This is a genomic window from Mesorhizobium sp. M2E.F.Ca.ET.209.01.1.1, from assembly GCF_004010375.2.
Classification (GTDB): domain Bacteria; phylum Pseudomonadota; class Alphaproteobacteria; order Rhizobiales; family Rhizobiaceae; genus Mesorhizobium.
Map to the genome: position 1 here is coordinate 430,253 of NZ_SADP02000004.1, position 12,289 is coordinate 442,541.

Consider the following 12,289-nt stretch of genomic DNA (forward strand, 5'->3'; position numbering starts at 1 on the left):
GAATTGATCCGCATGGCACGGCGCGAGAAAAGCCCTATCGTGTTTGTGTGACCGGCAAAGCCCAAGCGGAGTCTCATCCCATGACCCTGACCAACCGCGACATCGTCGAACTCACCGAATGGCGGCGCAAGCTGCACCGGCAGCCGGAGATTTCGAACGAGGAGGAGAAGACGGCGAAGGAAGTGGTCGCCTTCCTCGCCGATACCGGGCCGGACAAGGTGCTGACGGGGCTTGGGGGGCACGGCGTGGCGGCGGTCTATGACAGCGGCCAGGCCGGGCCGACGGTGCTGTTCCGCTCCGAGCTCGACGCGCTGCCGATCGAGGAGCTATCGGGCGTCGAGCATTCCTCGCAGGTGCCGGGCAAGTCGCATATGTGCGGCCATGACGGGCACAGCGCGATCCTGGCCGCGCTCGGCCGCCAGTTCGGCCGAGAGCGGCCGGCGCGCGGGCGTGTCGTGCTGATGTTCCAGCCGGCCGAGGAGACAGGCAATGGCGCGGCCGGCGTCGTCGCCGATCCGCGCTTTGCCGAGATCGCGCCGGACTTCGCCTTCTCGCTGCACAACCTGCCCGGCGTGCCATTTGGCGAGGTGCGGCTCAAGGCCGGCACCGTCAACTGCGCCTCGCGCGGCATGCGCATCGTGCTCGAAGGCAAGACCGCGCATTCCTCGATGCCGGAAACCGGCGCCTCGCCGATGCCGGCGGTGAGCGAGCTGATGCCGGCGCTGCCCGCGCTCGGGCGCGGCACCTTCGCCGACGACGATTTCGGCATGGTGACCGTCACCCATTGTTCGATGGGCGAAGCCGTGTTCGGCATCGCGCCTGGCTATGCGGAAGTGTGGGCGACGCTGCGCACAAGGCGCGACGAGCGCATGGCCGAACTCGTCGCCTCGGCCGAAGCGCTTGCGGCAAAAATCGCCGCCGCGCACGGTCTCTCGGTGCGTTTCGACTATCACGAAATCTTCGTCGCCAGCGTCAACGCGCCGGACGCGGTCGAGCATCTCAACCGCGCGCTCGACGAGGAAGGCGTTGTGCGCAGCGAGGCGGCGCTGCCGATGCGCGCCTCTGAGGATTTCGGCATTTTCGGCCACAGCGCCACATCGGCGATGTTCTTCCTCGGCGCGGGCGAGCGCCATCCATCGCTGCACAATCCCGACTATGATTTCCCCGACGATCTGATCCCGATCGGCTCGCGTATCTTCATGCGCGCGGCGCGCAATCTGCTGGGGTGAGCGACGCCCACCATGGTTCGTTCGGTCGATGCCGACTTCTTCGCTCGCGATGCGCTGATAGTCGCCCGCGCGCTGATCGGCGCCACGCTTGCGCTCTCCGGTGTCGGCGGCATCATCGTCGAGACCGAGGCCTACCGGCCCGACGATCCCGCCTCGCACGCCTATCGCGGCCGCACGCCGCGCAATGCGCCGATGTATGGCGCGCCCGGCACGGCCTATGTGTATCGTTCCTACGGCCTGCACTGGTGCCTGAACGCGGTGTGCCTGCCGGGCAGCGCCGTGCTGATCCGCGCGATCCAGCCGCAATCCGGCATCACCGAGATGCGCGGCCGGCGCGGCATAGATGACGAGCGGCTGCTCTGCTCCGGTCCCGGCAAGCTCTGCCAGGCGCTGGGCATCGACGGCTCGCACAATCGGCTGCCCCTCACCGCGCCGCCATTCGAATTTGCCCCGTCGCGGACCGATCCGGCCGCGATCGTCAGCGGCCGCCGGATCGGCCTGACCAAGGCGGTGGAATTCGAGTGGCGGTTCGGGCTTGGCGGATCGGCCTATCTCAGCCGGAAATTCTGAGCGGGGCCATATCCGTTTCCGTTCCCGCGTGATGGATCATTCGCGGCGAGCGCGCGTTTCGAGACAGATATCGGAGGAACGGACGATGGCGAATGACAAATATGAACGCATCCAACGCCGCGCCTATGAAATCTGGCAACGCAGCGGCGAAGCGGATGGCCAACACGAGGAACACTGGCATCGGGCTTGCGAAGAAATCGAGCGCGAGGACAAGGGGCTGGGCGAGCAGCCAGGCGCCGCGTTGCCCGGGGCGGCAACGATACCGGCCGGCCAACCAGACCCGCTGGCAGCCGAAGCGCTGGCGCGCAAGGCGATGGAAAACCGGCCGGAAGGGCCGCCTGCGGATAATCCAGCGCCGATGAAGCGCAGCCGGCGCAAAGGCTGAAGCCGATAACATTCAATGTCGAACAGGCCGTCGACGAGACTTGTCTTGCCAGGCGAGCCGGCGGACGGATCACCCCATGGCAGCCGCGGGTTCTAGACCTCTCGGCTGTCGAAAATTAACATCTGCACGCCTGACTCATCAGGCGCGTAAAGCCGACGATCCGCGCCGGCCGCTTTTCCCTCCGGGCTCGCGAAACCCTCCTTCATCGCGTCGAGATCGTCGAAATGCAGTATCCCGATCAGGTAGACGTCGGACGGTCCGGCCAGCACCGTGATCGGCCCCCGGCTGACCTCGTATTTCCTCAAGCCCGGTATCTTCTTGGCCAGCGGTATGTGCGTCTCGAAATAGTGCTTGTCGAACGCCTGCGCGTCGGCTGGCTGCTTGTAGATGACGACCATTCCAGCCATTGCGGCTCTCCTTTTCGTTGCGGATGAACGAAGGACGAAACGGCGGGAGAAAACGGAACGGGGTCTCGGAAAGATTCCAAACGTGCTGAAGGACGGCGATGGCGGCTTCCAGGCCTCCATCCGCCTTTTGCCGCCATCTCGCTTGTGCGAAGAAGCATTCTGTGGTCTCTCCGGCCTAAATTAGCGGGGACTCAAGGATGAGAAATGTGGTGATCGCCGCGCTCTGCGCCGTTGTGGCTGGATGCGTGTCCTCTCCGGCCGACTACGGCGCCTCGCTGTCGCAGCAGGATCCGAAATGGGGATCGCCGGGATGCCAGCAGGCCCGCGCCGTTGCCGCTAACTACGCGCAGCGCGAGAAGGACCATCCCGGCTGGGGTTTTGGCGTGCTGCTTGGGCCTTACAGCATGGGGATGGTGGCGGCGGTCAAGGAGCATGAGCGGCAGCAGCGGCGGCTGCTCGCCCGCCAGATGCATCTGCAGTGCTCGAGCCAGAAGCTGCCGAAGGAACTGGATTTCGATCCGGCAATCTACGCGCCGAAAAAGCAGCATTATCCGTAGGGCGGCGGCATGGTTTCTACTCCGCCACCGCCCTGTTGCCGTCGAATGCGTAGCTGAGGATCGCCACGCCCGTCGCGGTCGACACTTGGCCCGACAGCTTCAGCGCCGCAGGCTCCTGTCCCGGCTCGAAAAGGCGCGAGCCTTCCCCGAGAACCAGAGGGTGGACCATCAGCACCAGCTCGTCGACAACCCGTGCCGCATCAGCGCGCGCAGCAGCTTGCCGCTGCCGAACATGATCAGCGTCTTGTCATGGCCTTGCTTGAGCTTGCGCACTGCCTCTGCGGCATCGCCGGCAAGCAGCGTCGAATTCTCCCAGCGCGGCTCATAGCCGCCATCATGCGAGGCGACGAATTTCCGCGCACCGGTCAGCGCCCTGGTCATCGGACTGGCCGGCTGTCGGACAGCCCAGGCTTCGTGGAGATCCTCATAGGTCGTCCGGCCGGCGAGCGGTGACCAGCCACCGGCCATGGCGCGGCCGATGACCTCCTGCATCTTCGGATCATTGCCCGGATTGCTCCAGCCGCCATGCGCAAAACCATTGCGCGTGTCTTCGTCCGCCCGCGCCGGCGCCTGGAAGACACCGTCCAGCGTCAGATGCTCGATGGCGATGATCCTTGCCATTTCAGCCTTCGCTCCATGCTTTCAGCAACGGCCCGTCGCTGCCATGGATCGGGTCCTTGTCGGGACGGCGGACCTCCGGGATCGTGCGCAGCGCCTCGGCATGCTGCTCCGGACTCCGGCACAGATCGTTTGTGCCGAAGGGCGGATAGGCGCCGACCACGAGCAGATCCGCGGAGGCGGACAGGCGTTGATGGCCCGTGCCGGCCGGCAGGACCGCCACGTCGCCCGCCTTGACCTCCTTGCCCTTGTCGCCGCCGAAGCGCACCTCGGCGGAGCCCCGCGCGATGCCCAGAACCTCATGAATGCGTGAGTGATAGTGGACGAAGTTGTAGATGCCGTTGCGCCAGCTGTCGCCCCAGCCATTCGCGCCGAAAATACCCTCAAAGACGGCCGCCGGGTCGACGTCGTCCGGCAGCGGCACCGCGCCGGGATAGACAAGCATCGGCCAGCGCGGATGATTGGGCACCAGCCCGTCATCGGCGAAGCGAAAGGTGAGAGGCTCCTGCTTTTTGACCAGTTGCGCCATCCTTGCCACTCCTGCAACCTGCGTCATTGGGTCTAACGGTTTCCCGCGCGTTTTGCTCCGGTCAACCGAGGAGGTCATGATGACCGCGTTTTCGACAATCGGCGTTCTTGCCCCAGCGCTGCTTTCGGCCTTTGTCGCTACCGCCGGCGCCGCGCCGACGCCGGCTGCCGCGGCGCCGGATCTCTACGGCTTCTGCCGCCAGGTGAAGAACGACGACACCATCCGCCCCTATTCGCACGAGCTTTACAACGGCACGGTCAAGGCGTTCAAAAAACTGTTTCCCGACGCCAAGAGCACGCCGCGGGAGCAGGAATTGCAGACGCAGGCCAACTACCGCTGCATGAACGGCAAGGTGCTGGCCTGTTTCGTCGGCGCCAACCTGCCCTGCGCCAAGATGAACGCCGCGCGGGACAATCCGGGCGCCGACGAATTCTGCAAGACCAGTCCGAACGCCGACGTCGTGCCGGCCTTCGCGACCGGCCACGACGCCGTCTATTCCTACAAGTGCGCCAGTGGCAAGGCGGTGGTTGCCGGGCGTTCGTGGGCACTCGACAAGCGGGGTTTCGCCAGCAAGCTGTGGACGGAGGTGCCGAAGCTCCGAGGCCGGCGGCAGCGAACGCTCCCCTGACGACGGCATCCGGCCGTGGACAATCGAGCGGCCTACTGAGGCATACGATGTATTTCCTCGGGCGGTAGCATCAACCGTTAGGGGGTGGCACGGAGGCCGAGACGGGAGCGTCCGGATGCACGGCGGCGGATGGACCGGTCACATAGCCCGGTTCTTCCGAATATACGAAAACTCTCGTGATGATGCCTGAGCTCAGCGCTTCGTGAGCCATAATATAGTGAATGCCTTCGGGCGTCGCCAACCCCATGGATGCAAAGACATCGCGGCTGTCGACACCCATTTCTTCGTAGTAGTCGGAAAGCATCTTCCTCAAGGCTGGATCGGGTATTGCCGAAATCTGATCGAGGTTTCTTCGCCCATGCGTCGACGCCTTCGGCTTTCCATTGGTTATCTGATGGAGCGCGATATAGGCGTTGGGGGCCGCGGAGCGAACCAGGCCACCGGCCAGGGCTATGGGACATGCCGAGATACAGTACGCGCTTCCTGCGTGAGCCTCCCCTTCCGACCAGCCGTCCTTGACGATCTTTTCGGGGCAGCGCGGAACGAGCATCGGGCAGCCGTTCAACTGCGTTCTGCCTATCGCGGTTTCGAGGCCAGCTGCCCGGATCATGCGCCCGACCGAGATCGCGCCGCCGACGCTCCCACCATATGACTGGAACACGACCGGAAGCTTTTGGCCCTTGAGGCTGAGCAGAAGCTTTTTCAACAGCCTTGGCGAGTCGGTCGTTATCCTGCCTTCGGCGGATATCCATTGGACGCAACGGACCTTGCAGTCGCCATTGCGAACCAGCGCGAAAGTCATCGGCAGATCTTCCACCGGCTTCGGCGTTGGGGCGGCAGACGCCGCGACGACGAAGGCGAACAAGGCTGCGGCGGCGATCAGGCAGAAACGCTCCAACCAGGTCGTCATGATGAAAATCCCTCCGCGCGGACCAATTGCTATCGCCTCGCGCCCCTGCGGCACAATCTCTTTTCTCGTAGCTCAGGCTTGATGTCCGGCAACGATCGGTGGGCCGGAGCAGGTGCGGCGCAGGCCCCGCGGTCAGCGCGGGAACAGCCGCGAAACCTTGAGCCGCGGCGCGAAGAAGCAGCGCAGATAGGGCTGGTTGGTTATGACGTAGTGGTTCTCGCAGATATGGTATCGGCCGTCCGGCGATTCCTGCACGCGGTCTCGCGGGATGTTGAAACCGTCAGGCAGATACACATAGCCGCCGTCGGCCCTGGACTGCACCGAGGACTCCGGTATGGGGCGGCAATCCGTGCCGCCGCAGCATTTGAAGTTCGTTACCGGGTCGACCTTGTTTTGGTACCAGTCATGGGCGTTGGCGCCCGTCGCGGCGGCAAGGCATATGGCTGTGACGATGACCCTTCGCATGGCATTCCTCGACGAGGCGGAGGCGCTGCTCATTAGAGCATCATCTATATTAGCGATCCGCCGGAAATGCCATTGTCGGGCGAAGATCGGGAAGCCACGCCCAGCCCTCGTGGACGGCAATGGGTGAGGCCGGATCCTCGGACGAGGTCCGGCCCTTTCCGCTCACAACAATCTTTGCCCGCCGTCGATATGGATGGTCTCGCCGGTCATGAATTCGTTCTGCATCAAATAGAGATAGGCCGGCGCGATGTCGGCGGGCCTGGCGATCCTGCCCGCCGGAATTCGGCCGCCCATTTGCGCGAAATAGCCTTTCTTGGCTTCTCCGACGATCTCGTCCCACATCTCTGTGTCGACCCAGCCGGGCGAGACGATGTTGACGCGGCTCGGCGCGAGCTCCAGCGCCAGCGCGCGGGCGAAATAGCTGAAGGAACCGGCGACCGCCGAGACGACCGAGCCGCCGGGGACCGGCGGGCGGTCCTTGTTGATGCCCGAGGTGAAGATCATCGAGCCGCCTCTGTTCAATTTGCGCACGGCGTGCTTGGCAAGCATCACCGCGCCGACCAGCTTGCCGTCGACGAAGCCGCGCACGAAACCCATGTCGGTCTCGCCGATCGGATCATTAGGCGGCGGCGTGCCGGCCGTCGCCACCAGATGATCGAAGGCGCCGGCTTCCTCGAACAGACGGGAGACGTCGGCCTCGTTCGCCATATCGGCGGCGATGCGCGTCGCGCGCCCTGCCCCGCCGAGCCTCTTCGCTGCGGCCTTCAGCTTGTCTTCGGAGCGGCCGACGATCACGACTTCCGCGCCGTGTTCCAGTGCAGCGGCCGCGACGCCGAAACCGATGCCGGAGCTGCCGCCGACGACGATGATCTTCTTTCCCGCGAGAGTGGTCATGGGTGTTCTCCGTCTTTGCAGTGATGGGTTGAAAATCAGGCGCGGCCGGCGTGGGCCGCTTCAAGGTCGGCGAGGATGATCTTCCTCATCGAATACATCGCCTGGCGGGCCCGGTGGGCCTTCGCGCGGTCCGGATCGTTCATCAGCCGCAAGGCTTCGCTCGGGATGACTTGCCAGAAGACGCCGAACTTGTCCTTGAGCCAGCCGCAGGGCTGTTCCGAACCGCCGCCGGCGGTGAGCGCGTTCCAGAAATAATCGGTCTCGGCTTGGTCCCCGGTCTCGATGTAGAGCGAGATGCGCTCGTTGAAGGGCGGCACGCCGCCAGCGTTGAGCACCGTGAAACGCTGGCCTTCGAGTTCGAAGTCGAAGATCGCGTGCGGCTTGTCAGTGAACTCGATCGCTCCGAGCGCCCGGCTGTTCTTGAAGACCGAAAGATAGAAATCCCGCGCGGCTTCGGCGTTGAGGTTGAACCAGAGGAAGGGATGAACGGTGGCCATGGCGTCCTCGCACGTTGGTGAGTTTTGATCACAAGTTCTGTGAGGATTTTTGGCTGGAAAAAGCTCGACGGACAAACCAAAGTTTGGCAAGTATCTGTTACCATAACTCACAAATAGCTTGGCCATGACCCGCAGACTGCCGCCGCTCAACGCCTTGCCGGCCTTCGAGGCCGCCGCACGGCATTTGAATTTTTCCAGGGCCGCGGACGAGCTCAACCTCACGCATGGCGCAATCAGCCGGGCGGTGAAACATCTGGAGGATCAGCTCGGCGTGCAGCTCTTCGAGCGCGCGACGCGGTCGGTGCGGCTCACTCCCGTCGGCGAGCCTTATGCGGTTGCCGTGCGCGAGGCGCTCGACCAGCTCGCGCTGGCGACGCAGACGGCGACCTCGCGCCATTCCGGCTCGACGCTCAATGTCAGCACCTCCGACGGCTTCGCCGGCAAATGGCTGGTGCCGCGACTCTACCGGTTTCACCGCGCGCATGGCGACATCGACGTGCGCGTCTCGACCACCGGCAGGTTGACCAATTTCCGCGGCGACGGCATCGATGTGGCCATCCGCTATGGCGGCGGCCACTATCACGGCCTGACGTCGGAATTCCTCACCGGCGAGGAAGTGTTTCCGGTCTGCAGCCCGAAGCTGCTCGAGGGTCCGCATCCGCTGAAGACGCCGGCAGACCTCAAGCATCACACGCTGATCCGCGACGGCTACCGTATCGACTGGGCGGCGTGGCTGGCCAGCGCCGGCGTCGAAGGCGTCGATCCGAACAGCGGCCTCACCTTCGATTCCGCCACCTTCGCGGTGGAATCCGCCGTCCAGGGCGAAGGCGTGGTGCTCGGCCGCACCATGCTGGTTTCCGCCGACATTGCCACCGGCAGGCTGGTGCGGCCCTTCGACCACGCGCTGAAGGCGGTTTCCAGCTTCTATCTGGTCTACCCGCCCGAGGCGATCCGCCAGCGCAAGGTGAAGGCGTTTCGCGACTGGCTGTTTGAGGAGATCGGGCCCGGCTGAGTTCAGCGACTGTCCATACACCGCCTTGCGCGCGCGTGCTGCCTTCGAGACATGACACTTAACTCGCGCCTCCTGCGGCAATCCAGGCGCCGATATATTAGCAATCGCTTCTTTATAGGGTGGGCACGTGTTATTGTGGTTCCGGGAACGGCGGACGCGCCGTGAGCGCCCCGCGTTTCCCTTGTGGGAGGAAACCAATGGCTCACTACGTATTGCTGTCGAACTTCACCGACCAGGGTATCAGGACCATAAAGGACACCCAGAAGCGTGCCGAGGCTTTCAAGGAGATGGCCAGCAAAAGCGGGGTCAAGATCCACACCTTGTTGTGGACTCTGGGCAAGCATGATGTCGTGGCGGTTGCCGAAGCGGAGGACGACATTGCCGCGACTGCGCTGGGCCTATCAATCGCATCGATGGGCAACATCAGAACCGAGACCCTGAGGGCGTTCGATACGGCGGATATGGCCAAGATACTGGCAAGGATGGCCTGACCGTTACCTTACCAACGCACGTGGCGGATCGAAGCTTGCGCCGGGCCGGGTGCCCGGCGCAGGCCGGCGACGAATTCGACTTCACCGATCGCGGAGCAGCTCGGTGTGCAGCTCTTCGAGCGCGACGCTGTCGGTGCGGCTCACCCCTGTCGGCGAGCCCGATGCAGAGGCCCCGGGTGACGCGTGGCCTCAGGAAACCTTCCTTCGGCTCGGCGGTTGATACCGATCCGAGAGAGGGACATCCATGCCGAGACGAAATGGAGAGACGGCCAGACACACCAAGCGGCCGCGCTCGCGTCCGCTGAAGGGCGAAGAGACGGAAGTGAAGCACGTCGTCGAGACGCAGGGGCTGTCACCTGCGCAGGCGCGGGAACTTGTGCGGCGCTACGGCAACGATTGGCGCAAGATCGAGGAGGCCGCCAGGACCTACAAGAGCGACGACTAGCCGCCGGCCTGAAGCCATCGCCATTGCCCGGTTGCCAGGTCTCAACCTGAGCGCATCACGCCAGGCTCACCGGCCTCGTCCGTCTCACCGGGTCGCTGTGCTTCCGACACCAGATCCTGGAATTCGATGGTCGTCACCAGATAGCCGGCCTCGTCGTAGATCTTGGTCACCCAGGATGTCGGGTCCGACCCCGCGGCAATGCCGTCGAGCATGGCTTCCTTCGCAGCCCGTTTGGCCTCGGCTTTCGCGGTTTCGAGATTTTCCATCTCGAGTTGGATCGGCGGCTGCGCCGTGGATTCGAGAAACTCAAAGCGGAATTTCGGCATTCGGCTCTCCGTTTCCAGCAGCGGGCGGCGCAGGCGCAATTGATCCATGATCATCGCCGCTGCCGTCGCGTTGTTCCTCCAGCACGGTCTCAGCGATGTATTCCTTGAGGTCGCCCACTTCCTCACTGATCTCGTCAGGCTCTATGCCTTGGCTTTCGGCGTCGGCGATACATTGATCGGCCAATTCGGCGGCGACTATCTCGGCCGGCATCGAGACCCGAGGTTCGGGCTTATGCTCATTGATCCATTCCTCCACGAAATGCGCCGTCTTGTTCACGAGCATGTCGGCCTCCGGCGAGGCCTCCGCTACGGGCTGTTCCAGCTTGATATCCATGCAAGAGCATCCTCGAATGATCTTCTTCAACGCCAATCGGTCGCAAAGGATGCAGCGCTCGGTTGATGGTGAGCGGTGGGCCGGGGATCGGCTGACGAAGCGCCGGTCGGAGCCTGCGCAGGCCCAGCCGGGAACCTGAATCGCGGTCGATCATTCTTGCTGTTGGGAGAAACTGACCGCAGGCGAAAGACGTGAAGGCTCAGGGCTTTAGAGCGCTGCTGGCCAGCAAGACACTCGCTGCCGGGCGCAAGGCCGGCTATTGGCTCGACATCCTCAAATATGTCGCCGTGGCCGTCGCCGCCGCGATTGTCACGCTGGCCGCGCTAAACCTGACCCCGGAGCCGCGTGTCATCCGCACGATCGTTCCGCACCGTTTCGAGGCGGCGGATCCGCAATTCGTGCAAAGCATGAGCAGCTATTCGCAAGGGCAGATCTCCGGGCAGAACGCCGTGCAAACCCTCGTCAACGGCGACGAGATTTTTCCTGCGATGCTGCAAGCGATCGGCACGGCCCGAACCAGCATCGACATGGAAACCTACATTTATTGGTCGGGCTCGGTCGGCTATCAGTTCGCCACGGCCCTGGCCGCGAAAGCCCGCGAAGGCGTCGAGGTCCGAGTGTTGGTCGACTGGCTCGGCTCCCTGCCCTTCGACGAGAACCTCATTCACATCATGACGGGCGCCGGGGTGCGGTTCCAGCGCTACCGGCCAATCCACTGGTACACGCTGGACCGGGTGAACAACCGGACGCACCGCAAACTGCTCATCGTGGACGGGCGTGTTGCGTTCACCGGGGGAGTCGGCATCGCGGACAACTGGCTGGGCGATGCGCGCAATCCGAACGAGTGGCGTGACACCCATTATCGGATTGAAGGGCCTTCGGTAGCCGCGTTCCAGGCGGCCTTCGCCGAGAACTGGCTGGAGACCGTAGGCGAAACACTGCAAGGAGAGAAGTTCTATCCGCCACCCGAATCCGCAGGCGCGCTTAGCACCCAGTTGGTCCTTTCATCGCAACCGAACGGCTCCGAGAACATGGAGTTGATGATGCTGGCTGCCATCGCCGCGGCCAAGGATCACCTGCGCATCGGCATGGCCTATTTCGTGCCGGACGAAATCGCGCTGCAGCAGATACTCGACGCCAGGAAGAGAGGCGTGGCCGTCGACGTCATCGTGCCCAATTCGCTGACCGATGTGCCCATCGTACGAAAAGGCTCGCGCCACTTCTGGGGAGAACTGCTCGAAGCGGGCGTGCGTATCTACGAGTTTCAGCCGACGATGTATCACCCCAAACTGCTCATCGTCGACGACGTCTGGGCGAGCTTCGGCTCCACCAACCTGGACGAGCGCTCGTTGCGCCTGAATGACGAAGCCAGCCTCAACGTGTACGGCAGGGATTTTGCGCAGACGCAGATCGACTTGTTCAACGAGGACCTGAAACGGTCGAGGCAGATCAGCCTGGCGGAGTGGCAGGCGCGCCCGCTGACCGAGAAAGTCACCGATTGGCTCGCGAGCAAGCTGCACACACAGCTTTAGGCTCGGCACGAAGACTTTCGTGATGCCGATTCACCTGGGTTAGAGCGGATCATCTACAAACGTGCAGGATGGAGGTGCCAGATTGTTGGGGTGGTACGCCCGTTCGGCGGTCTTCATGTGACGAACCTGTCCACCGTCCGGTCATCCTTTGGGCTCAAGGCACGAGGGAGGAGGCAATGCCGAGTACGAGACTGTCGAAAGGCGCGTTCCTGCCGGACGAGGTGACCTTTCTTGGCCGCGTCCTTGAAGTTAGCGCCGGCGCCGACGAAACCGCGGAGCAGCGCGAGCGGCGGGCAGCGCGCATCATCGCGAACTACATTGCGGGGATTACCGACGAGCGGGAACTGGCCGAGCTGTCGCGAAGACCGCTGGGCAGATAACGCGCGGCGTGGCGGCCAGGCTAAGCAAGACCGTAATGAAACTTTCGACCGTCTTTCCAGTTTGGTCGGAAGGAGGATCC

At 63.7% G+C, this 12,289-nt stretch carries 20 protein-coding genes; 10 read left to right on the plus strand and 10 right to left on the minus strand.

Annotated elements, in window-relative coordinates; translation table 11 throughout:
* Window positions 1-80 precede the first annotated feature (80 nt).
* From EN852_RS11245 to EN852_RS11255, 3 genes are all read left to right on the plus strand, one after another.
* On the plus strand, window positions 81-1,229 hold the full coding sequence (locus tag EN852_RS11245) for an amidohydrolase (RefSeq protein ID WP_127874990.1): 1,149 nt from the start codon (window positions 81-83) through the stop codon (window positions 1,227-1,229).
* Window positions 1,230-1,241: 12 nt separating this feature from the next.
* A complete protein-coding gene (locus EN852_RS11250) occupies window positions 1,242-1,799 on the plus strand; it encodes a DNA-3-methyladenine glycosylase (RefSeq protein ID WP_127874989.1) in 558 nt (185 codons plus the stop codon).
* Window positions 1,800-1,884: 85 nt separating this feature from the next.
* Window positions 1,885-2,184: a DUF2934 domain-containing protein gene (locus tag EN852_RS11255; protein WP_189545838.1), complete on the plus strand. Its 300-nt coding sequence runs from the start codon at window positions 1,885-1,887 to the stop codon at window positions 2,182-2,184.
* Window positions 2,185-2,276: 92 nt separating this feature from the next.
* On the opposite strand, the gene EN852_RS11260 is transcribed toward EN852_RS11255, so the two are convergent.
* Window positions 2,277-2,591 (minus strand): EthD family reductase, encoded by a 315-nt coding sequence (locus EN852_RS11260; RefSeq protein WP_127874987.1) that lies wholly within the window; start codon window positions 2,589-2,591, stop codon window positions 2,277-2,279.
* 197 nt (window positions 2,592-2,788) lie between these two features.
* On the opposite strand from EN852_RS11260, the gene EN852_RS11265 reads away from it, so the two are divergent.
* Window positions 2,789-3,148 (plus strand): hypothetical protein, encoded by a 360-nt coding sequence (locus tag EN852_RS11265; protein ID WP_127874986.1) that lies wholly within the window; start codon window positions 2,789-2,791, stop codon window positions 3,146-3,148.
* A gap of 16 nt (window positions 3,149-3,164) precedes the next feature.
* On the opposite strand, the gene EN852_RS11270 is transcribed toward EN852_RS11265, so the two are convergent.
* Genes EN852_RS11270 through EN852_RS11280 form a run of 3 tightly spaced genes read right to left on the minus strand, consistent with a single transcriptional unit; the run spans window position 3,165 to window position 4,373 of the window.
* Window positions 3,165-3,317 (minus strand): hypothetical protein, encoded by a 153-nt coding sequence (locus tag EN852_RS11270; RefSeq protein ID WP_127874985.1) that lies wholly within the window; start codon window positions 3,315-3,317, stop codon window positions 3,165-3,167.
* Entirely contained in the window at window positions 3,317-3,769 is a 453-nt protein-coding gene (locus EN852_RS11275) for a hypothetical protein (protein WP_127874984.1), read from the minus strand. Before EN852_RS11275 ends, EN852_RS11270 begins: the two co-directional genes overlap by 1 nt.
* Window position 3,770: 1 nt before the next feature.
* Window positions 3,771-4,373: a cupin gene (locus EN852_RS11280; RefSeq protein ID WP_348643425.1), complete on the minus strand. Its 603-nt coding sequence runs from the start codon at window positions 4,371-4,373 to the stop codon at window positions 3,771-3,773.
* 1 nt (window position 4,374) lies between these two features.
* On the opposite strand from EN852_RS11280, the gene EN852_RS11285 reads away from it, so the two are divergent.
* Window positions 4,375-4,923, plus strand: a complete 549-nt coding sequence (locus EN852_RS11285) for a hypothetical protein (RefSeq protein WP_127874983.1) — start codon at window positions 4,375-4,377, stop codon at window positions 4,921-4,923.
* Window positions 4,924-4,993: 70 nt separating this feature from the next.
* Here the strand turns inward: EN852_RS11285 and EN852_RS11290 are convergent, their stop codons facing one another.
* The 4 genes from EN852_RS11290 to EN852_RS11305 all read right to left on the minus strand — a co-directional run bounded on the left by EN852_RS11290 (window position 4,994) and on the right by EN852_RS11305 (window position 7,689).
* Window positions 4,994-5,833, minus strand: coding sequence for a hypothetical protein (locus tag EN852_RS11290; protein WP_127874982.1), 840 nt, complete (start codon window positions 5,831-5,833; stop codon window positions 4,994-4,996).
* Between the two features lie 132 nt (window positions 5,834-5,965).
* Window positions 5,966-6,331, minus strand: a complete 366-nt coding sequence (locus EN852_RS11295; RefSeq protein ID WP_127874981.1) for a hypothetical protein — start codon at window positions 6,329-6,331, stop codon at window positions 5,966-5,968.
* 129 nt (window positions 6,332-6,460) lie between these two features.
* Window positions 6,461-7,192 carry an SDR family oxidoreductase gene (locus EN852_RS11300; protein WP_127874980.1) on the minus strand — a complete coding sequence of 244 codons (732 nt, stop codon included), beginning with the start codon at window positions 7,190-7,192 and terminating at the stop codon, window positions 6,461-6,463.
* A gap of 35 nt (window positions 7,193-7,227) precedes the next feature.
* Window positions 7,228-7,689, minus strand: a complete 462-nt coding sequence (locus tag EN852_RS11305; RefSeq protein WP_127874979.1) for a VOC family protein — start codon at window positions 7,687-7,689, stop codon at window positions 7,228-7,230.
* Between the two features lie 124 nt (window positions 7,690-7,813).
* On the opposite strand from EN852_RS11305, the gene EN852_RS11310 reads away from it, so the two are divergent.
* The 3 genes from EN852_RS11310 (at window position 7,814) to EN852_RS11320 (ending at window position 9,637) form a co-directional block, all read left to right on the plus strand.
* Window positions 7,814-8,701, plus strand: a complete 888-nt coding sequence (locus tag EN852_RS11310) for a transcriptional regulator GcvA (RefSeq protein ID WP_127874978.1) — start codon at window positions 7,814-7,816, stop codon at window positions 8,699-8,701.
* A gap of 197 nt (window positions 8,702-8,898) precedes the next feature.
* The gene (locus EN852_RS11315; protein WP_126061615.1) at window positions 8,899-9,192 is read left to right on the plus strand and encodes a GYD domain-containing protein; all 294 of its coding nucleotides are present in this window, start codon (window positions 8,899-8,901) and stop codon (window positions 9,190-9,192) included.
* A 244-nt stretch (window positions 9,193-9,436) separates the two neighbouring features.
* Window positions 9,437-9,637 (plus strand): hypothetical protein, encoded by a 201-nt coding sequence (locus tag EN852_RS11320; protein WP_127865116.1) that lies wholly within the window; start codon window positions 9,437-9,439, stop codon window positions 9,635-9,637.
* A gap of 41 nt (window positions 9,638-9,678) precedes the next feature.
* On the opposite strand, the gene EN852_RS11325 is transcribed toward EN852_RS11320, so the two are convergent.
* Together EN852_RS11325 and EN852_RS11330 are read right to left on the minus strand one after the other, a co-directional pair.
* Window positions 9,679-9,963 (minus strand): hypothetical protein, encoded by a 285-nt coding sequence (locus EN852_RS11325; RefSeq protein ID WP_127865115.1) that lies wholly within the window; start codon window positions 9,961-9,963, stop codon window positions 9,679-9,681.
* Window positions 9,944-10,297, minus strand: a complete 354-nt coding sequence (locus EN852_RS11330) for a DUF768 domain-containing protein (RefSeq protein WP_127874977.1) — start codon at window positions 10,295-10,297, stop codon at window positions 9,944-9,946. Before EN852_RS11330 ends, EN852_RS11325 begins: the two co-directional genes overlap by 20 nt.
* A gap of 191 nt (window positions 10,298-10,488) precedes the next feature.
* Here EN852_RS11330 and EN852_RS11335 point away from each other — a divergent pair, with 191 nt between their 5' ends.
* Together EN852_RS11335 and EN852_RS11340 are read left to right on the plus strand one after the other, a co-directional pair.
* Window positions 10,489-11,829 (plus strand): phospholipase D-like domain-containing protein, encoded by a 1,341-nt coding sequence (locus EN852_RS11335; protein ID WP_127874976.1) that lies wholly within the window; start codon window positions 10,489-10,491, stop codon window positions 11,827-11,829.
* A gap of 176 nt (window positions 11,830-12,005) precedes the next feature.
* Window positions 12,006-12,209, plus strand: coding sequence for a hypothetical protein (locus EN852_RS11340; protein ID WP_246694240.1), 204 nt, complete (start codon window positions 12,006-12,008; stop codon window positions 12,207-12,209).
* Window positions 12,210-12,289: the final 80 nt, after the last annotated feature.